Raw genomic sequence first — 18,792 nt, 5'->3', positions numbered from 1 at the left:
TCAGATAGCACTCAGTTTTTTCGCTTCTGTGCTTTATTGCGTAAGCATCCCTATTTAAAAACTGTCCGGAGTATTGAGAAACTGAATACCGAATATTATGACTTGTCAAAAATTTCTCCAATTCGATAGACTGTTCGCTGATTTTCATCGGGACTGCCCACCGTAATTCGCAAACCTCCCCCAGTATGCCGAATTAAAGTACCTCTCTCTTTTAGCTGCTGCATGATTTGTTTGTGTTCAGTTTCTGCTAAATTACGATCGCCTGTTTTCACCCGCAGGTAAACAAAGTTAGCCGCACTCGGCCAAACTTGCAATTTTTGATGCTGAGTTAGCGCTGCAATTAATTTCGTTCTTTCTGATATAGTTTCGGAAATGGTTGCTAGCAATAACTGCCGCTGCGCTAAGGCTAACTCGGCTGCAGTTTGCGAAAAACTGGGAAGGTTGTAGGGGAGGCGAATTTTTTCTAAGGCGGCTGCGAGTTCGGGATGGGCGATCGCATATCCGACTCTCATTGATGCCAATCGAAATGCTTTGGAAAATGTGCGTAAAATTATCCAATTCGGGTGGTTGTGCAATTGGTCGACTAAAGTATTTTGGCTGAATTCAAAATAAGCTTCGTCAATTACTACTAATATCTGTTCCGGCAAATTTGACAACCATTCTATTTCATCGGTTGTCAAAGCATTGGCTGTGGGAGAATTGGGATGAACGACAAATACGGCGCGCACGGGGGGATTTTGATTTTGGGAGATCGCCTTTTTAGCCGCCTCGATATCAATTTCAAAATTCTCCTCTTTCCGCTGAACACTTACAACGGGAATGCCGAGGGTTTGGGCTATTATTTCATACATCGAAAAGGTGGGATTCGCTACCAAAATAGAGCCTTGCCCACCTAAACAAGTAGCTATTAAGAGCGATCTAATTAGTTCGTCGGAACCGTTGCCCACAGAAATATTGTCGCCTTTAATGGCTGTTTTTGGCAGTGTAACCCCCCCTAGCGGGGGGATTGTGATTGATTCATTGACGTATTGGGCGAGAGCCTCTTTGAGCGCTGCGTGGCCTCCGTCGGGATAGCGATTTGTCTCAATTAACTGCTGGTAAGTCCAAGCTAGCTTTTTTTTTAATTCCTCTGGCAAGTCGTAGGGGCATTCGTTGGTATCAAGGCGATCGATCGCCCTTTCCGAGTGCGCTGGTTCTCCTGATGTGCCGCCCGGATGGGGAGTGTATGCGGTAAGTTGGGCTAAATCTTTTCGGATAAAGGGAAGCATGGTATAGTGGTAGACTTTTTATTTTAGATAATCTGCTTACAAGCATCTGAACTTAGCATAGAGCTTGTTCTATCTCGAAAGCAAGAGGAGAGGGGGGATTTAGTTTCTGTCGATCGATTGATGCGTCGGCGGCGACAAATTGATTATTTTGATAAAGTAACTGCTGATATTTGGAGACCTAGTATGAAAGTCAAGCCTTCCGATATATCTAAAAATACCGCTGCTACCCTGATAGCTTTGAGTTTGGCTGTTCTCCCTTCAGCTATGCCTGCCTCAGCTCAAACCGAGTCAGCTCCGGCCCAGAACAATACTGGTTCTAATGGAGTTGTTCTAGACAGAACTCCCTTTCAAGAAAGCAAAAACGACAACAATCATTGGGGTGCTTTGGGTTTGTTGGGCATCCTAGGTTTGGCGAATCTGTTTCGCAAGGATGAGCCCAAACGCTACCGCGATCCAATGGGTGAATAACTTTTTCAACGGCGACCCTCTTCGATGGCTCCCCTACCGCACAAGCCCAAAACCAAATCAACAGTGGTGGATTCAGCAACCGGATTTTTTACCGAAAGACTCGATTATTGCCTTTAATCAGAGCCAAAAATCCGGTGTCTTTGATTTTCTTTGATATTGATGATGGGCATTTGTGCCACAAATTTTATTCAATCGCGCCACAAAGCAATCCCGCCCAATAAACCGCTCACATTTGGTACTATTTTAACCTGTGGCGGTAACTCAAAAGCAATTTTTTTAGTATTGCCACCACCGATGTAAATGCGATCGCAGTTAAAGAGATTTTGCACAGAGGTGAGCGCTTTTTCTAGACGGCGATTCCATCTTTTGGAACCGACTGTATCTAATGCCGATCGGCCTAATTGCTGTTCGTAAGTTTCCCCTTTGCGAAACGGGTGATGTCCTAACTCTAGATTTGGTACCAAGATACCATCGACAAATAAGGCAGAACCAAAACCGGTGCCAAGGGTAATTACTAATTCTACCCCCGTCCCAGCAATTGCTCCCAATCCTTGAATATCCGCATCGTTAGCCACTCGCACAGGTTTTCCCAAGCGATCTTTGAGAGTAGTTTCTAAGTCAAAATCTATCCAAGACGGATCTAAATTCACTGCGGTTTTGATGACGCCTAGACGCACGACGCCTGGAAAACCGACGGATACTCTATCAAATTCCCCTTGTCCGCTTGCTAAAGAGGCGATCGCCTCTAGTATCGGTTCCGGTTTCGGTGGTTGAGGCGTTTCTAAACGGCTGCGTTCCGTTTGGGGTGCGCCTTCATTGTCCAAAACCATAACTTTGATGCCACTTCCGCCAATGTCAACGGCTAAGGTGCGAGTCGATCGATCTTGTTCAGTCATTTGATTGTTAAGACTTGCAAGTTGGTCTAATTTTAATTGTTGAATGGGCAAAACTTTTGAATCGCTTCCCACATTTCCGCTAGGACATTTCCCAAAGAATGATCGTCTTCTAATTCGATTAATTGCACCCAGGGACGGTTAGCGGCAAAATTTCTGCTAGCTTGAACCGGTATTATTGTATCATGCTGACCGTGAAGGATTAACGTAGGGACTGACCGCATTAATTTTTCTTCAGGGTATTGAGCCATATCTGCCAAAAACTGATAATTCAGTGGCAGATAACGCTGTTGGCCGTAGTGGTAAACCGGCAAATATTTCTCAGACTGCCACTTTTCTAACTGTTGCTGTCCCAACAGTGGCAGCCAGTGGGACATAAAGTCAAAAGCCGGTGCTAACAAAACTATTTGCTTTACTGACAATTGTCGCTGGGCCAACCAAGCTGCTGTCAGTCCCCCAAAACTAGACCCAATTATGGTGACTCCCCCTATACTTTTTACATTTTCTGTGGGAGGTTGGGAGGATTTGCTTGACAAAAAGTCTGTTTCTATTTGATTTAATTGGCGGGTGAGAGTGAGCCCAGAAAAATCGTTTTGATTGAGATCGGGAGTTTTTAGGTCAATTTCTAGGTAAGAAAAGCGATCTCGGAAATATTTAGCCTTCGCGGAATCAGGACTTGAAGCAAATCCATGTAAATAAATGTAACTCGAATCGTTCTCTAGATTCATCCAGAAAAATTTATGAGACTTCCCAACTAATTATTTTAACTTAATATCAATACTCCGGACACTTTTCAATCACTAACCGCACAATGAGGGTTTCAGCCTTCTCAGCGAGGTCAAATCCTAACGGTAGAATGAGGGGTTCAGCCTCTGAATCAAAAACTGTCCCGAGTAGTGTTAATATGAGTTATTAATTAAAAAACTTAAGACATTAACTCAAATAAAATATATACTGATATCTGGAAAAGATTTAGGAGCCGCAGGGATTTAAATTATATAGCGAGCGCAAATGGTTTGTAAATTTTAAATCATGCATAATGAGGTATGCTAATCTAAGTAGGACTTGAAATGACTCAAAATAAGTCCTCAGAAAAATTCGGAAAGGATGAAGTCGAAGCCTTATTAGAACTAGAAAATTTTATTGCCAGTAATCCCGACCCCAGAGAATTAAAAAGAGCCTTGACCGTCCGGATGCTAATTGAAGGGATCTGCCGCGACGAAACTATTCAAAAGATATTGGGAGTATCCTCTCCATTTATTAGCAAGTGGAAAATCAATTATGCGTTGCATGGAATTGAAGGATTGCTCTTAAATCATCAAGGCTCGCAGGGACAACTTAAGCCAGAAGAACAGTCGGAAATTATCTAATGGTTAACCCATAAAGACCACGCTCGATTTATCCTCATCTCAAAAGTGACACGCTCCCTAATAATCGGGCTCAGTTCAAATTTGAATATAGCGGAGCTATTCGTCCTGATGACTTGCGTGGAGCCTTGCTAGAGATACAACCGCAAATTGTCCATTTCAGTGGATATGGCGCAGGAGATGACGGAATAGTTGTAGAAGACGATAATGGCAACTCCCAACTTGTCACCACTGAGGCTTTATCCAGCTTATTTGAGCAGTTTGCCGATCATGTTGAATGTGTTTTACTTAATGCGTGCTATTCCGATATTCAGGCAGATGCGATTGTTCAACACCTCAATTATGTCATCGGCATGAGCCAAGAAATTAGAGACACAGCCACAATCACATTTGCAATGGGTTTCTATGATGCTTTAGGGGCTGGCAAGCCTGTTGAAACTGCATATAAGTTCGGCTGTAATGCGATTCAACTAGAAAATATTCCAGAGCATCTAACCCCTCAAATTAAGAGGAAATCTCCTAGTTAAGAGGCTATCTCTAAAGAAAAGTAAAGTTAGTCGAATTAGGCGATCGCCTCTCTCGATCACGTTCGCATCAGTTGCTGAATGCGCTGTGGCTCCTTTCCAAGCCAATCTAGATTCTGGGCAGTGCTGTCGAAAATTGATGAAGTTTTGAATGGCTCAAACTCGCCGCGTGATGCTGCTTCTGCCGTTTTTGCTAACAGCGATCGCACTTGCTCGTCATTCATTGGCTGGAACGTCCGCACCGCCTCAAACGCTTGATCGAGAATCTCCATGCTGTCAATTCCCGTAATCACAACGGATGTAGGTAGATTCAGCGCATAGTGCAGACACTCAATTGGCGTTACCGTATTTGACCGTAACAAAATCCCGTTTGCCATGCTTTTCATGCCAAGAATGCCGATGTCCTGTTTAACCAGTTCTGGCACAACCAGCTTCCCAAAGCTTCGGTAGTGTGCATCCATCACATTCAGCGGCATCTGAGCCGCATCAAATTTAAACCCATAACTGGCTGCAACTTCCAGCATATGCAGATGAATCTGGGGGTCTTTGTGTCCGGTGAAGCCAATATATCGGAGTTTGCCAGCTTCCCGCGCCTCAATTAAGGCGGCATTTGCCCCTTCTGGATCGAAAACTCGATGCGGGTCCTCGAACCGGAGGATTTCGTGGTGCTGGACGAGATCGATGCAATCAACTTGCAGGCGTTGCAGTGATTCGTCTAGCTGTCTTGCGGCTTCTTTCTTGGAGCGACCGTCGATTTTCGTCATCAGGAATACTTTGTCTCGGTAGCCATCGCGGAGAGCTTTCCCCATGCGAACCTCGCTGGCTCCACCGTTGTAATCCCAACTGTTATCCATAAAAGTGATGCCACGGTCGATCGCAGTGCGAACAATCCGGATACCCAGTTCCTCATCAACATACTTCAATCCGATGTGCCAACCACCCAATCCGATCGCAGAAACCCTCTCTCCTGTGCTGCCAAGAGTTCGGTATACCATTTCTGAGTTTGACGTACTTTCTGGCATCTGTTCTCCTTGTTTTGCAGCTATTGCTTAAGTGCAAATAGCTATGATCAAATTCAAACGCAAGGAAACGTTTACCACATCTTGCTGGAGACACACTAGAACTGAGTATTGGCAATTTAGGAGGTGTGAGGTACTTGGTTGAGTTGAGGCGTTATGCGATCGCTCTCGCCGCGTTCATCGCGTTGGATCGTCACTGGGCTTAACAAGGGGGGCGAACGCCGTCGTTCCGAACCGAGCACCTATAGATTGAGCAATTTCGGTCAGGCTTCATGAATTGCAAGGGAATAGTATATTGATAGCCAAGGAGGATGCAACATTTGACTGAATCTGCTGAATACACCGATCGCTCTAGATTCCGCAAAGTGCTTGAGTACATCGATTCTCATCTAGACGATGACCTTACTGTCGATCGGCTCAGCAACGTTGCTGCATTCTCGAAGTATCATTTTCACAGGCAGTTCTCTGAACTTTTCGGAATTAGCGTCTACAAATACGTTCAGCTCAATCGATTGAAACGAGCTTCTTATCAACTTGCCTTTCGCAACCATATGCAGATCGTCGATATCTCGCTGGCGAGTGGTTACGAAAACCATGAATCGTTTTCTCGTGCATTCAAGAAGAACATAGGGCAGACTCCAACAGAGTTCAGAGAGCATCCGCAGTGGAATCCTTGGCACTCGACTTACCAAGTATTAAGTGACTTAAGGATGAAGCATATGAAACCAGAAAATCAGCCCGCGAAAGTTAAGCTAATCACCTTTAAAGACACCAAAGTAGCTGCTATCAAGCACCGTGGCGATCCAAATCTCCTCGGGAATTCGATTCGCAAGTTTATCGAATGGCGAAAGCAGAACAATCTGACGCCTCAACTCAGCGCTACTTTCAACATCCTTTACGATAATCCGTCCGAAACCTCGCCTGAAAACTATCGCTTTGACATTTGTGCATCAACAGAGCGAGATGTGGCTGACAACCCATTTGGAGTTGTAGAAAAAACTATTCCTGCTGGTAGATGTGCCGTATTGCGACACATCGGGGACGACGCTAACCTTGGCGAGAGCATCACTTATCTTTACTCGAAATGGCTCCCGTCGAGTACAGAAGAACCGCGAGACTTTCCACTGTTTCTTCAGAGAGTTAGTTTTTTTCCTGATGTACCTCAGCATGAGGCGATTACCGATGTCTTTCTTCCGCTCAAGTAATTTTTACAGGCGGTAAATATAGGGTTCGCACCACCACGGGCAAAGTAGTGTTGATTTTTGCGCCATTCTTCTACCTTTCCCCTGGTTGCCCGAACTCTTGTTTTACGCGAACAATCAGCTTGCCAAAGTTTTTCCCCTGTAGTAAACCGATGAAGGCGTGCGGCGCGTTTTCCAGTCCCTCTACAACGTCTTCTTTATACTTGAGCTTACCTTCCTGCAACCACTGAGAAACATCGTTTACAAACTCTGCCTGACGGTGTTGGTAATCACCCACAAGAAAACCTTTGATTAAAGCGCGTTTAACCAACAGTGGCATCAAATTAGGGCCAGGAGGAGGAGTTTCTGCGTTGTACTGCGAGATTAAACCAACCAGTGGTATTCTTGCCCCAAGATTAATCTGCTGCAACACGGCTTCTAAAATTGGACCCGCCGTATTGTCAAAGTAAACATCGATTCCGTTAGGACAAGCAGCTTTCAGTGCTGAACTGAGGTCTTGAGTTTTGCGGTTAATGCAGGCATCAAACCCTAATTCTTTGACTGCGTAATCGCATTTATTCTCACTCCCAGCCACCCCCACTGCCCGACAGCCTTTGAGTTTAGCAATTTGACCGACTATAGAACCGACTGCGCCAGAGGCAGCAGAAACGACTACCGTTTCGCCTGCTTGTGGTTGCCCAATATCAAGCAGCGCAAAATATGCCGTCATTCCCGGCATCCCCGTTATGCCCAAGGCATAGGAGATGGGTGCTTGATTGGGGTCAAGCTTACGCAACGTTTCGCCTTTCGATACGCCATAGGTTTGCCAGCCGTCATAACCCAGCACAAAATCTCCGGCTGAGAATTGCGGATGGTTGGATTTCACCACTTGGCTGACTGTGCCACCGACCATCACGGAACCCAATTCTGCCGGAGAAGCATAAGATTCGCGATCGCTCATGCGTCCGCGCATATAGGGGTCGAGAGACAGATAGATCGTGCGGTTGAGAACTTCACCTTCCCCTGGTTCTGGGATTGGGGTTTCGACTAGGGCAAAATCACTCTCTTTTGGTTCGCCAACTGGGCGGCTTTTGAGTAAGATTTGTTGGTTAATTGAATTAGACATTGATGGTTCCTATTTTTTTCCAATGCGTTGAGCATTGATTAGTGCTGTACCAGGCTGGACAATCATCCCAACAACCTTACTAACCATTGAAGTTGATAATCACTGACTCAACCTCTTTCATCAGACATAATTAGAGAGGATTACCGATCGCGTTCGGTAATACGTTCAATATTTACGAGAAGTTTTGGGCAGGACGAACTATGGAAGCATTGATTGAAGAAATTGTACGCAAGCTTCATCATCTACCTGAAGTAAAAATCCTAGAGGTACTGGATTTTGTCGAATTCTTAGCTTGGAATAAAGAACGTTCGATTTCACAACAGGTAGACAGTGATGTTACTTCCCAAAAAGAGCAAGAGTTCGAGGCGATCGCAGATCGGGTGGCTGACGAATTCGAGATTTTTATCGGTCAAGCATACCAGTGGTATCCGACTATGCTGTCAGTTGTGCTAGAATCTACGAGGAGCATCCTTGAATATAGGAGACTTCACGCGATACGCATCTGAAGGTATCGTAGCGATCGCACCAAAACAAGTATGTAGGGAAACTTCCTAACATTATGACAATAAGGGTTGCTACTTAAGCATTCAACGATGGAAAAATTAAAAGTCTTTTTTTAGGAAATTTATGACAACATTGCTAAATGAGATTGCTCACTGTCCTCACGTAAATTTTTGTATTCAAAATCCGTCGGTTGAGCATCCATGTCGTGAGATTGTTTTTTCCCAGTCATCTTCTACCGTGAACGAATACCAAGTACCTGAACCGTGGAGTGGACGTATAGAACAAGCTCCTGTTTTATTTCTAAGCTCCAATCCGTCCATTAGCTCAGTTGAAGACTATCCACGTTGGTCATGGTCAGATGATGCCATTGATGACTTCTTCAATAATCGCTTTGGTGGTGGACGCAGGCTATGGATTTTAGAGGGCAGAAAATCACTACAAAAAGATGGAACGTATAGTGGTAGTGTTACCTTTTGGAGTGCAGTTCGACAAAGGGCTATCGAGCTGTTTCAGCGTAATGACACTCCAGGAAGTGACTATGCAATTACTGAAATAGTGCATTGTAAGTCAGTGAGTGAAATCGGTGTGCAAGAAGCGCAGAAACATTGCGTTGAGAATTACTTGAAAAAAGTCTTGGAAATGGCAGCAGCGCGGGTTGTTGTAGTACTGGGAAAGCGGGCAAAAGAGGCAATGCAAGATGAGTTCAATATCCCTAAAGATGTTTCTCTGTTCGGACCGATAGCGATCGGCGATCGAGAAAAGCTAATTACTTTCCTTCCTCACCCAAGTGCGTTTGGTATCAAAAAATTTGCTAATTGTCTAAAATCTGAGGAACTTGAAAGCTTACGTGCATTTTTACTTTAGTCCAAATACAAAAGCAAAATCCTTTTAAGTCTATACACGGATAGAGGAAAAATAAACTTCCTCTAATACTGTTTATGGTAACGATCGCGAAAACAACCACTAAAAGCGATGCAGAAGCTGGCAGTATTCGGTGGAACAGGCATTATTGGGCGCAGCATCACTGAATATCTTGATACTCAGGATGATTGGCAAGGCATTGGCGTTGCCCGTCACCCATTCTCACCGTCCGACAAAGACGATCGCTAGCTCGATCGCTCAGGGATTCGATCGCCACCCGGTTCCTCTTGGTTCCCCATTTCATTGTTTTGCCGTGCGGCTTTGTCACTCAAAAAAGTTAACACCGAAGGCGATAAAGATGAGTGGCTGTCTTTTCCAAAAGCGCGATCGGTACCAATGCCACCTGTTCCAGGTAACAACCGATTAAACCAACCGATCGCAGTGGCAGAAAGCCCTGGAAAAAGAGCATAGAGTCTGACAGTAAACCAAGTCCAAAGTGGCACAATTACCTCTACATCACCGCGTCGAAATCCAGCAATAGTCTCACGAGCAACTTTTTCGGCACTCGTCGAGATTAAGGGCAAGGAATCAGCAATGCTGAACCAGGTAAACTCCTTGCGGTGCTGACCTTTGAACATAGCGCGGTCTATCACGCCCGTGCGGATGAAACCCGGACAGACCGTTGTGACAGCAATCCCGTCCTTTGCCAGTTCTGTCCGCATCCCTTCAGAGAAACCCGTTAAGGCAAATTTGCTCGCGCAATACGCCAACATATGCGGGGAAACTACCTTGCCGCCGATCGAAGAGATATTAACGATGCGTCCAGCCTGTCGTTGACGCATTTCCGGGAAAACCGCATAAGTAGTGTATAGCGGTGCCCAGAAATGCAGCTTCATCAAATCGTCGTAGTCCTCGATCGTCAATACGTCCATTGGTCCCACAAGGTCGGTCCCTGCATTGTTAATGAGAATGTCGATCTGACCGGATCGCGCACTTGCTGCACCATCTGGTCAACCTGGGAGCGATCGGTGACATCACAGGGAACACTAAGCACCTCTCCACCGCACTCCTTCAGCTCGACACGCGCCCTTTCGAGTTCTGCGCGATCGCGGGCACAAATTGCCAAACGCGCTCCTTGCTGCACCAACTGGCGTGCCATAACCAAACCAAGTCCGCGAGAACCACCCGTAAGCAGCACCGTCTTGCCTGTGAGATCGTATTGACGTTCGCGCCACGATCGCACCACCCAAAGCACGACGAGCCAAGCGCCCACGCCAACTGCAAAAAGAATAAGAGGATTCTGATTATCTATATAGAAATTCATGGTTAAAACTCAAATGCTGATGTATTGTGAAGCGCAGTCTACCGTACTACCTGAACCTGATACTAAAACCTTAAACTTCTCCTCTCCTCTGACTGAGAGGTTGTCATAATGGCACGCATCTATTAGCTTTCCATCGTTCTAGATAATTAAATTTTGCAAGGCTTTCAAGTCTGCCAATCTTTCGTCAATCGAAAGCCGTTTTATATCCTATAACGTTGTAACCATATTTACTTATCCTCGATTAAAATAATCTGCTCGATCTTTATTCTTATCCGGCTTGCTAGGCAATTTCTGCTGGGCATTATTTGCAAATAAGGCAGTGTCTCTACCACCTTATTTGCTGAGCTACCGCTCATCTCTATCGCAGATTTGCGTGATTTTCCAGAATCTTTTTAACGGGAGTCAGTTCCTTGATTTGGACTACCAACAACCTTGGGAGCCCCTCCCGGAGCTTCAGGTTCACTACCTCGACTAACGTCAGTACCGGATTGTTGACCGGTCATGCGATATCTCTCATCCACTGGAGTGTCACCCTCTTCTGTGGTCGGTATAGTTGTTTGAGTTCCAGGATTATCTTGAGGGTCATGTTTTGCATTATCTTGCCGAGTGTCTGGAGGACTATCTGATGTCATGATTTGCACCTGTTTTTGACCTTACTCTAAAAGGCTATCATTCAGTTTCAAGTATGGGCTCTATCCTCAGACAGGATTGGTTCTATAACTAATTATCGAGGGAATATTGAGCGAGAATAATTGCATAAAATATGTGCCATTCTCGATCGGGCTTAACATTTGCTGTACGCCCAACACCGCTGTAGAAAATCATCCGTACTTTTCGCCGTTGTATCGATTAGCCTGTCTTGCCCTGTGCTTCGGTGTCCCGATCGCGGCGTCCCAGCAGGGTGCCAACAGCGGTAATCACCTCCGGCACTGCGAGTACAATGGAGGGGATCGAGCCAACCGTCGCAACTTGGCAGTATTCACAAAACGCCTTGTTCTCGCTCCATTCCTCACGAGCTAACTCGACATTGGTCACCCCGTCCAACACGAGCTTGATACCCATTGCAAAGGGTAGCAAAGGGTTGTGCCTAGCGCGGTCTAGACCACCAGCACCAGCTAGCCAAGCAGTGATGGCATAATTAGCCACCATTATTGGCCCATCGGGTGAGTTGAATTGGTTGTAAGCGTAATTAGAAGCATCAACCCGGTCTGCATCGAAAAGCTTTTGTCTCGGCGGATCGGGTAGGTGATTAACGATCCCAGTGTGGTAGCGGGTGACAGCTTGTCCCATCGAACCCCCAAGCAGAGATAAGCCGATAATCCATCGCCGACGGGTCATGTGAGGGTTCTTTCCTTGACGCAGCTCCTCACTCAGTTTTTTGGGTCCATAAAGCGCAATTCTCCATAATAACGTAGGCGTTAACGATCGCATCAGTCATACACCAAGCGTTTCAATGAAAGCGAAACAAACTGATTCAAGATTAGGTTGAGATTGGCAACAAGCGAGTGGATCTGGGAAACATCCGGATCCCGATTTTGAACATTTACGCCGAGCAATATCCTCTCGTTCCTCCACCATCTTCCTTAGCTCTTAAGACATACATTGCTAGTGAAGATTACCAGGGTAAGCTCATCTAATTTGGTATAAGATGAACTTGAAAAAGTTAACAAAATCAGCATAATAAACTGTGTAGACAGCACACTTGACTCCTAACACATATCAGTGAGATAACAGTAATACTGGAGTTGAAAAACTCAAAAAATACCCTATATGTTTCAAGCTTTTAACAAGAAAAAAGCCGATGCTCAGAAAACTTTTTGCTGATATAAAAATAATAGCATTGGCAGATATCGGGTATATTCAAAAAAGTTTAGTTCACCACTTCCAAGAGATAAAAGATCCCAGACTAGAGAGAACTAAGAAACATCAACTCACAGATATCTTAGTAATTGCGATTTTAGCAGTAATTGCTGGAGCGCAAGGATGGGAAGACATGGAAAATTATGGCATTAGCAAAAAACAATGGTTAGAAAAGTTTTTGGCATTACCTCACGGTATTCCCTCGGATGACACCTTTCGTCGGGTATTCGAGTTCATTAACCCAGAAGAATTGAATCGTTGTTTTCTTCAATGGGTAGAAACCCTTGTCACCAAGATAAGAGCATCTCAATCAAGCTTTACAAAAGGAGTTGATAACAGTCACCATATAATCATTATTCATAGAAGCCTGTTTAATTTTTTGACGAAGACTACGCTGCAATGTTTTCTCGTGATTAAGAGCGTTAAGTGCCATCCGTCTCAGGATGGCAAAATTACGATGACTATGACCTGAACGAATCCGACATTGATCCTCATGGAAGGTGACATCTAAAGTCCAATGAACTTGGTTTTCAATCGTCCAATGTTGACGAATTGCACGACTAAGAACTTGAACATCCGCAGGCAGAGAAGTTAGAGAAAATTGGACTTCACGAGTCGTTTTGTTCCAAAGATGGCGGATTCTTTCAATAATGACGATGGTTTGCAGTCCCGACCATTGGTCTTATTGATAAAGACCACCGAAAGACTCTAAATGAACAGCCCAAATATAACGTTTTTCAGTGCGATGGTGTCCATTTTCAATCTATTGGTTATAACTAACGTTAAGACCTTCAAAGTTATTGGTTATTCTGGTATAAAACCCTTCTTTAACGTGAGAATGTAAAGTGGCATGATTGGCTTTAAGAGATACAATATAATCAGCTTTTTTGTGGCTAATTTGTTTCACAATCTCGGTTTAAGTTCCCATCATCGCATCAATGGTAACGATCGCCCCGGTCAGGTCTAATAATTCTAAGAGTGCCGGAATTGCCCTAATCTCGTTGGAACGATCCTCAACTTTAACTTGCCCTAAAACTAAACGCTGTTCACTTGCCCAAGCCGTGACCGCAAAGCTTTTATGCCTTGATTACGGTCATAAGAACCTCTAACACTTTTGCCATCGATGGGGATAATCTCGCCAACTATCGAACCAAGCATACTTTGAAGCCACTTCGCTAAACATTGTTCTAAAGCTTCAGGATTGATTATTTCAAAAACTCGTCGAAAAGTATCATCACGCTTGGATAGCATTGGGTAATTCAAGAAATTCCTCTAACCATTGCTGTTTAGCGATGCCATAATTTTCCATGTCTTCCCAACCTTCTACACCCCCAATAACGGCTAAAATAGAGATTACTAAAATATGTTTTAATAAGTGTTTTTGGGTTCTTTGAACTCTGGGGCCTGGGAGCTTTGCTACATAATTCAATAAGTTGGCTTGGATTTCGCTCTGAGGTGTTAACTGTCGTTTTTCTGCTCTTTTAGCTTGAGATTTTACAGCGAGTTTCAATCTAGGTGCACAACCTTTTGTCATTGTCTTTAACTCCGTTTCAACTTGATTGACTTTGTTAAAATTCAAACTTGATTATAGGTTTGAGTTCGGTTCACAGATATTAAGTCTATTTCCGGTTTTTTGTCAAGTACAATTCCTGCCAAATTTGATGAGCTTACCCTGGCAGCTAAACTAGGCTGCGGTAGTGCTAGTAGGTTGAGTCCACATTTAAAAAACTGTTGCTTAAGACTGAGTTCCCATGTTGCTTATAAGCATGCCGCCCAAGATATTAAGTATCTAACGGGAGTGACTTTTCCGGCTCCCAACACAACAAAGATTAGTACATTATCAAGACTTCACCGAACCGATATCAACAGAAGATATTTCCGAGTTCAGTGCAGATGGTGGAAAAGTACGAATGAGGACACTTCCAGGAGAAAAGTCTGAATGGAAAGACTATAAAGCAATTGTGTCGGAAGCGGGTATGATGGCTAGTTTCAATCAAAATGATATCATCGTTAATTGGGCAAATAAACAACCGTTCGCCAAACCTGTAACTTGCCTAGGTGATGGACATGAGCGAGTGTGGAATATATTTAAGGAAATCAGTTTTTAACAGGACAGAAGAGAAATTCTCGATTGGTATCATCTGAATCAAAATCTTCAGAAAGTAGGTGGTTCAATCAAAGGAATTAAGCAAGCAGAAGCATATTTGTGGCAAGGGAATGTAGAGAATGCGGTAGCTCTATTTACAAAGCTCAATAAAAAATCAGCAGTAAATTTTTGCCAAGATGAAGGAAAAGCACAAAGAAAGGATTATCAACTATGAAGTTTGCTCAAGGGATGGGATCTGTTCAATTGGTTCAGGAGCGGTAGAATCAGGGATTAAGCAAATAGCCAGACGAATTAAAATATCAGGAGCTAGTTGGAAATCAGAACTTGTGGGACAAGTATTAGCTCCGAGTTGTGCTTACTTAAACAGCTTAATTGGTAATCAGGGAAAAGCTGCCTGAGTATAATTGCTCACTGCAAAAGTGATATGCTCCCTAGGGTTAGGCTATGTGCGATCGCACCTACCCTACAAATCAAAATTCTCTTCACCGATACTTCCTAGTTCCCCGCTACTCAGAAACTCTTCCTCCTCTACTTCCTCAATCCCAGAGTCGAAACTTTCCATCACAAACGGTAAACCAGCCGCCATCAAACCCCGTTGAATCAGTTCCGGCGTTGCGTCAAACAAAACAAATAGCGGATGAACAGCCTCAGCTTCATCGCTGTAAATATGTCTGTAGCGGTGTGGCATCACCCATTCGTAACCTTTGTCCAGCCAAACCTGAGACTGCCGCCAGCGGCCGAGCAACTCAGAAAACTCTTCGCCCGGACGATGAATGAAAATCAAAATTTCCACGCCAATTTTAACTTTCCATTCAGGATCGCACATCAAAATCGCCAAATCGCAGGGCAAACAAACTGCCTGTCCGGGCGATATGCTAGTGCCGCTGCTTCCCGCATACGAAACCCCGTCTCGCAAGCGGGCAATTGGCAAAGGAATTGTGATTAAACTCTCATGGGCGCGGCGGATACTCGGAATCATTTCCATGTAAACCCGATATTTTTTCAGCAGGGTAATCGCGGCAGAAGATTCGCTGTACTCTGCTAGTAAATTCTCGTAATGTGATTGTTTAACAGACATTTTCAAACCAAAGAATAAGTAATTATTAATTGCTGCTAATTGCTAATAGATCCCTTCTCGTTACCAAGAAGACCTCATTTGTGACAACTTAAGCTCAAGTTCCCCGAAGGGGGGAACTTAAGCTTGCCTCCAGGCCTTGGTGTGTAACGCGAACAGCGATTGAAGCATTGAGGGCTATGGGCTACCAATGTCTGGAGAATGCTTACAGGTTTTTTATTTACAAGGTTTGAGCCATTTGGCGTCTTAAGATTAAGCCCGATACGATGCCTATTTGTCATTTTATGCCGATCGCCGGAACTTCATCTGAGCCAAAAAGGTAATCTCGTCTGTAAGGTGTGACTCTGGGAGCAACAGGGGAAAACGACGTACTATAAATCCAGATCGTATTCGCCATCGGAATGTACCAGGTCGCCTCAAATTAAGCGATCGCAGCTAGATTGCAAGAATTGCTCTCTCCCCTAGTCTATAACCAACTAGGCTATGACCAGTTGGGATTAAGGTCTCCGATACTCGGTTTACCTTTGATGATGACCGCAGTGCTAACCTTGCATAACCTAGCGGTGGAACTTTTCTGGCAATCCTTGATGGACTAGGCGGCCAAGCCAGAAGCTTACCAGAGCAGCCTAGGTGAACTATTGCCCACCTACCCAGAATTCACCGGATGTGTGTTCAAGCTTCAGGCAAAAATGGACCCGAAACGCCGCGAGCCCATCGCCTTTGTGCGGGTGTGTTCTGGTAAGCTTGAAAAAGACATGGTGGTGAAACACACTGGCACGGGGAAAAGTATCCGCCACAATGCCTTTGAAGATCAGATTCTGGTCTCTTTAAGAATCGAGTGTGTCTTCATACCTGAGCCTCTCAATTTCCCAAGCTCAAGATCGCGATGCGGCTATTTTATGAATCATAAAATTGATCGTAAGTCAACATTAAACCTAAATCTTTACAAAAATTGGCTAATTTTAAAGACTTGCTAAAACAATGAGGGGTTGTACCCCCCATAAGTTAGAGTCAGATATTATAGATGCACCCTGATGGCTTTCCCGTTCCACAAGAGCGGGATTTTTATTATTGGAAAGCCGGAGCGTTAAGTTTCACAATACCTACTACAGATAAAATCACGTAGGGATGCCAAGATTAAAGATATAGCAGAGCTAAAGCTCAAACTAGGGCGCCGATCGATCGAACCTCACCCCCAACTCTGCGAAATAACCCAAAGGCGGTAGCATAGTTTGGGAAACGGCATCAACTAAAGATGAACTTAGCGCCAGCAACAGTCCTGCAACAGGGCAAATACAAAATTAACGCGACTTTAGGGATAGGAGGGTTCGGCATCACTTACCGAGCTATCCAAACCCATTTAAATCAAACCGTCGTACTCAAAACCCTCAACGAAAGTCTGCGCCAACACCCAGAATCTGCCCAATTTCAGCAGCAGTTTATTGCCGAAGCCCAACGCCTGTCGCGGTGTCAGCATTCCAACATAGTCAGGGTAATCGACTTTTTTGAAGAAGCCGGACAGTCTTTTATTGCCATGGACTACATTCCGGGCCAAACTCTCGCCCAAATAGTCGAAACCGATCGGCCGCTGCCAGAAGCCCAGGCCCTGCACTATATTCGGCAAATAGCCTCAGCCATAAGTACAGTGCACCACAGCGGATTGCTGCACGGAGATATCAATCCAGAAAATATTATCCGGCGAGCCGATTCTCACGTAGTAATGTTAATAGATTTCGGAATTGCCCGCGACTTTACCGCCGGCACCAAACAAACCCACACTAACTTGCTCTCCCCGGGGTACGCGCCGATCGAACAATACCTCTATGACGGTAAATGTACACCGGCCACTGACATCTACGCGCTCTCCGCCACCCTATACTACTTACTCTCCGGCGTGGCGCCCGTAGCAGCACCCCTGCGCGATCGCATTCCCTTGACTGAGTTACGGCAATTTCAGCCCAACCTCAGCCCTGGAATCGAACGAGCCATCCTTCAGGGACTCGAAATCGACCCCCACAACCGCCCTCACACAGTGGAAAATTGGCTCACCATGCTCCAAGAAACAGAGCGAGTATCAGTAAAAAGAAAAGGCAAACAAAGTCTAAAATTGCCCGCACCTCCCCCGCCACAGTTGACTTTTGTGGCGTTTGTGGTAACGGCTGCAATTGCAGGCTGGATGGGTTTTGACCTAGCATGGCACTACAACAGCACCAGTCTCAGCAATCGTCCCAAAATTGAATCCTTCCCATCTCTGGAAGATTTGCTCAAATCCCGCGATTTGTCAGGGCCGATGTTCGGGCAGCCGTCTGTCGAAAGCAGCCCTCTCTACCCGATCGAACTCAACAAGCGCCCCAAACCCCCCTTAGACAGCACCAACATTCCCGAACAGATCGAAGATCCCTCAGAAACTAGCGCCAAACCTTCTGAATCTCCAAGCCAGGAAACTCCCGCCCCAGAATCCGAAGCGGAATCTGAGCCATCGCCGACGCCCGAACCAGCAGAGGAGCCTTCTGAGTCCCCCATTCCAGAGCCTCAAACCGAAATCGAGCTAGCTCCCCAACCAGAAGCCGCACCAGTACCAGAAGTTGCGCCCCTGCCTGCAGAACCGCCCGCCGCTCCCGCCCCGCCTGCCCCTGGGAGTGCTAGCGCTGAAACCTTGCCGCCGTCGGAATCCGCGCCGCCAGTAATAGCCTCGCCGATCGAGCGATCGCCTGAGCCTGCGATACCGAGCGGCAGTGGCAACAATTCAGATAGTTCGATCGCACCTGATTCACCACCCCCTGTGGCAGATCCCACGATACCTTTTCCCGAACCTGCGACAAATTAGTAGGGTTTTTGTTGGTTCAAAGTACGGACAAATACTTGGTTTTATGAGTCAGCAAATATCTGCTAAGGAGTTGAGATAATAAGCCCCTACCTAGCGAACCACTATTTTCCAAAAACTTCCGTCGAATCTAAAAATCTCAATAGTCGCCGTCTGAGTTTATCGAATATTTCCTATTTCCTCTGCCATCCAAATGCCCTAAAAAAAATGCAGGACGGTGTTCTATTTTGATTTAAATTATGTTAGAATATGTGCGCGGCGCTGAGGTGGTGTGATGTCGCGTATTAATACTGCCAAGCTGCAAACATTTTGGTACAAAGCAACCCCAACCTCGAATTTGACCCAGTGTAAGCAAGGCTTTTCTGCTAAGCCGTGGCGCGTTAGACTGTTC

18 protein-coding genes and 4 pseudogenes are annotated in these 18,792 nt (G+C 45.2%); 12 read left to right on the top strand and 10 right to left on the bottom strand.

The genetic code is table 11. The features are described from left to right. Window positions 1-95: 95 nt before the first annotated feature. Window positions 96-1,268: a histidinol-phosphate transaminase gene (locus QUA27_RS16835; protein ID WP_333069192.1), complete on the bottom strand. Its 1,173-nt coding sequence runs from the start codon at window positions 1,266-1,268 to the stop codon at window positions 96-98. A 183-nt stretch (window positions 1,269-1,451) separates the two neighbouring features. Between QUA27_RS16835 and QUA27_RS16830 the strand changes: the two genes are divergently transcribed. After that, complete coding sequence (locus tag QUA27_RS16830) at window positions 1,452-1,736, top strand: WGxxGxxG family protein (RefSeq protein WP_333069191.1); 285 nt, start codon at window positions 1,452-1,454, stop codon at window positions 1,734-1,736. Between the two features lie 188 nt (window positions 1,737-1,924). Here QUA27_RS16830 and QUA27_RS16825 read toward each other — a convergent pair whose 3' ends face one another. Both QUA27_RS16825 and QUA27_RS16820 read right to left on the bottom strand, forming a co-directional pair. After that, window positions 1,925-2,632 carry an ROK family protein gene (locus QUA27_RS16825; protein WP_333069190.1) on the bottom strand — a complete coding sequence of 236 codons (708 nt, stop codon included), beginning with the start codon at window positions 2,630-2,632 and terminating at the stop codon, window positions 1,925-1,927. A 32-nt stretch (window positions 2,633-2,664) separates the two neighbouring features. Then, complete coding sequence (locus QUA27_RS16820) at window positions 2,665-3,357, bottom strand: YqiA/YcfP family alpha/beta fold hydrolase (protein ID WP_333069189.1); 693 nt, start codon at window positions 3,355-3,357, stop codon at window positions 2,665-2,667. A 342-nt stretch (window positions 3,358-3,699) separates the two neighbouring features. On the opposite strand from QUA27_RS16820, the pseudogene QUA27_RS16815 reads away from it, so the two are divergent. Then, window positions 3,700-3,996 (top strand): annotated as a pseudogene (locus QUA27_RS16815) (helix-turn-helix domain-containing protein); the annotation flags it as partial. Window positions 3,997-4,025: 29 nt separating this feature from the next. After that, on the top strand, window positions 4,026-4,523 hold the full coding sequence (locus QUA27_RS16810; protein ID WP_333069194.1) for a CHAT domain-containing protein: 498 nt from the start codon (window positions 4,026-4,028) through the stop codon (window positions 4,521-4,523). Window positions 4,524-4,579: 56 nt separating this feature from the next. On the opposite strand, the gene QUA27_RS16805 is transcribed toward QUA27_RS16810, so the two are convergent. Next, window positions 4,580-5,542, bottom strand: a complete 963-nt coding sequence (locus QUA27_RS16805) for an aldo/keto reductase (protein WP_333069187.1) — start codon at window positions 5,540-5,542, stop codon at window positions 4,580-4,582. 308 nt (window positions 5,543-5,850) lie between these two features. Between QUA27_RS16805 and QUA27_RS16800 the strand changes: the two genes are divergently transcribed. Continuing rightward, a complete protein-coding gene (locus tag QUA27_RS16800) occupies window positions 5,851-6,744 on the top strand; it encodes an AraC family transcriptional regulator (RefSeq protein ID WP_333069186.1) in 894 nt (297 codons plus the stop codon). A gap of 70 nt (window positions 6,745-6,814) precedes the next feature. On the opposite strand, the gene curA is transcribed toward QUA27_RS16800, so the two are convergent. Then, the gene (gene curA, locus QUA27_RS16795; protein WP_333069185.1) at window positions 6,815-7,846 is read right to left on the bottom strand and encodes an NADPH-dependent curcumin/dihydrocurcumin reductase; all 1,032 of its coding nucleotides are present in this window, start codon (window positions 7,844-7,846) and stop codon (window positions 6,815-6,817) included. 200 nt (window positions 7,847-8,046) lie between these two features. Here curA and QUA27_RS16790 point away from each other — a divergent pair, with 200 nt between their 5' ends. From QUA27_RS16790 to QUA27_RS16780, 3 genes are all read left to right on the top strand, one after another. Then, window positions 8,047-8,352, top strand: a complete 306-nt coding sequence (locus QUA27_RS16790) for a hypothetical protein (RefSeq protein ID WP_333069184.1) — start codon at window positions 8,047-8,049, stop codon at window positions 8,350-8,352. Between the two features lie 121 nt (window positions 8,353-8,473). Continuing rightward, window positions 8,474-9,214 carry a uracil-DNA glycosylase family protein gene (locus tag QUA27_RS16785; protein WP_333069182.1) on the top strand — a complete coding sequence of 247 codons (741 nt, stop codon included), beginning with the start codon at window positions 8,474-8,476 and terminating at the stop codon, window positions 9,212-9,214. 108 nt (window positions 9,215-9,322) lie between these two features. Then, the gene (locus QUA27_RS16780; protein WP_333069181.1) at window positions 9,323-9,460 is read left to right on the top strand and encodes a hypothetical protein; all 138 of its coding nucleotides are present in this window, start codon (window positions 9,323-9,325) and stop codon (window positions 9,458-9,460) included. On the opposite strand, the pseudogene QUA27_RS16775 reads toward QUA27_RS16780, so the two are convergent. From QUA27_RS16775 to QUA27_RS16765, 3 genes and pseudogenes are all read right to left on the bottom strand, one after another. Then, a pseudogene (locus tag QUA27_RS16775) lies at window positions 9,457-10,370 on the bottom strand (SDR family NAD(P)-dependent oxidoreductase). The gene QUA27_RS16780 and the pseudogene QUA27_RS16775 overlap by 4 nt on opposite strands. A 557-nt stretch (window positions 10,371-10,927) precedes the next feature. Beyond that, window positions 10,928-11,167, bottom strand: coding sequence for a hypothetical protein (locus tag QUA27_RS16770; protein WP_333069180.1), 240 nt, complete (start codon window positions 11,165-11,167; stop codon window positions 10,928-10,930). A gap of 217 nt (window positions 11,168-11,384) precedes the next feature. Next, window positions 11,385-11,873: a vitamin K epoxide reductase family protein gene (locus tag QUA27_RS16765; RefSeq protein WP_333069179.1), complete on the bottom strand. Its 489-nt coding sequence runs from the start codon at window positions 11,871-11,873 to the stop codon at window positions 11,385-11,387. A gap of 463 nt (window positions 11,874-12,336) precedes the next feature. Between QUA27_RS16765 and QUA27_RS16760 the strand changes: the two are divergent. Further along, a pseudogene (locus QUA27_RS16760) lies at window positions 12,337-12,696 on the top strand (ISAs1 family transposase); the annotation flags it as partial. Between the two features lie 9 nt (window positions 12,697-12,705). Here QUA27_RS16760 and QUA27_RS16755 read toward each other — a convergent pair. Next, window positions 12,706-13,929: pseudogene (locus QUA27_RS16755) on the bottom strand (ISAs1 family transposase). 376 nt (window positions 13,930-14,305) lie between these two features. Between QUA27_RS16755 and QUA27_RS16750 the strand changes: the two are divergent. After that, window positions 14,306-14,503 (top strand): hypothetical protein, encoded by a 198-nt coding sequence (locus tag QUA27_RS16750; protein ID WP_333069178.1) that lies wholly within the window; start codon window positions 14,306-14,308, stop codon window positions 14,501-14,503. A gap of 175 nt (window positions 14,504-14,678) precedes the next feature. Beyond that, window positions 14,679-14,900: a hypothetical protein gene (locus QUA27_RS16745; protein WP_333069177.1), complete on the top strand. Its 222-nt coding sequence runs from the start codon at window positions 14,679-14,681 to the stop codon at window positions 14,898-14,900. Between the two features lie 65 nt (window positions 14,901-14,965). On the opposite strand, the gene QUA27_RS16740 is transcribed toward QUA27_RS16745, so the two are convergent. Next, window positions 14,966-15,580: a hypothetical protein gene (locus tag QUA27_RS16740; protein ID WP_333069176.1), complete on the bottom strand. Its 615-nt coding sequence runs from the start codon at window positions 15,578-15,580 to the stop codon at window positions 14,966-14,968. A gap of 635 nt (window positions 15,581-16,215) precedes the next feature. Between QUA27_RS16740 and QUA27_RS16735 the strand changes: the two genes are divergently transcribed. Both QUA27_RS16735 and QUA27_RS16730 read left to right on the top strand, forming a co-directional pair. Beyond that, window positions 16,216-16,554 carry a hypothetical protein gene (locus tag QUA27_RS16735; RefSeq protein ID WP_333069175.1) on the top strand — a complete coding sequence of 113 codons (339 nt, stop codon included), beginning with the start codon at window positions 16,216-16,218 and terminating at the stop codon, window positions 16,552-16,554. A gap of 278 nt (window positions 16,555-16,832) precedes the next feature. Then, window positions 16,833-18,404, top strand: coding sequence for a serine/threonine protein kinase (locus QUA27_RS16730; protein ID WP_333069174.1), 1,572 nt, complete (start codon window positions 16,833-16,835; stop codon window positions 18,402-18,404). Window positions 18,405-18,792: the final 388 nt, after the last annotated feature.

Origin of the sequence: Microcoleus harperi Pol14_C6, assembly GCF_036701295.1 — a bacterium.
Classification (GTDB): domain Bacteria; phylum Cyanobacteriota; class Cyanobacteriia; order Cyanobacteriales; family Microcoleaceae; genus Microcoleus.
The sequence above is the reverse complement of the archived record's forward strand: the minus strand, read 5'-3'. Positions and strand labels throughout refer to the sequence as shown.

Coding starts and splice junctions, on each gene's coding strand:
- QUA27_RS16835 (WP_333069192.1), bottom strand. CDS start 1,268: ATGCTTCCCTTTATCCGAAAAGATTTAGCCCAACTTACCGCATACACT.
- QUA27_RS16830 (WP_333069191.1), top strand. CDS start 1,452: ATGAAAGTCAAGCCTTCCGATATATCTAAAAATACCGCTGCTACCCTG.
- QUA27_RS16825 (WP_333069190.1), bottom strand. CDS start 2,632: ATGACTGAACAAGATCGATCGACTCGCACCTTAGCCGTTGACATTGGC.
- QUA27_RS16820 (WP_333069189.1), bottom strand. CDS start 3,357: ATGAATCTAGAGAACGATTCGAGTTACATTTATTTACATGGATTTGCT.
- QUA27_RS16805 (WP_333069187.1), bottom strand. CDS start 5,542: ATGCCAGAAAGTACGTCAAACTCAGAAATGGTATACCGAACTCTTGGC.
- QUA27_RS16800 (WP_333069186.1), top strand. CDS start 5,851: ATGCAACATTTGACTGAATCTGCTGAATACACCGATCGCTCTAGATTC.
- curA (WP_333069185.1), bottom strand. CDS start 7,846: ATGTCTAATTCAATTAACCAACAAATCTTACTCAAAAGCCGCCCAGTT.
- QUA27_RS16790 (WP_333069184.1), top strand. CDS start 8,047: ATGGAAGCATTGATTGAAGAAATTGTACGCAAGCTTCATCATCTACCT.
- QUA27_RS16785 (WP_333069182.1), top strand. CDS start 8,474: ATGACAACATTGCTAAATGAGATTGCTCACTGTCCTCACGTAAATTTT.
- QUA27_RS16780 (WP_333069181.1), top strand. CDS start 9,323: ATGCAGAAGCTGGCAGTATTCGGTGGAACAGGCATTATTGGGCGCAGC.
- QUA27_RS16770 (WP_333069180.1), bottom strand. CDS start 11,167: ATGACATCAGATAGTCCTCCAGACACTCGGCAAGATAATGCAAAACAT.
- QUA27_RS16765 (WP_333069179.1), bottom strand. CDS start 11,873: ATGACCCGTCGGCGATGGATTATCGGCTTATCTCTGCTTGGGGGTTCG.
- QUA27_RS16750 (WP_333069178.1), top strand. CDS start 14,306: ATGAGGACACTTCCAGGAGAAAAGTCTGAATGGAAAGACTATAAAGCA.
- QUA27_RS16745 (WP_333069177.1), top strand. CDS start 14,679: ATGAAGGAAAAGCACAAAGAAAGGATTATCAACTATGAAGTTTGCTCA.
- QUA27_RS16740 (WP_333069176.1), bottom strand. CDS start 15,580: ATGTCTGTTAAACAATCACATTACGAGAATTTACTAGCAGAGTACAGC.
- QUA27_RS16730 (WP_333069174.1), top strand. CDS start 16,833: ATGAACTTAGCGCCAGCAACAGTCCTGCAACAGGGCAAATACAAAATT.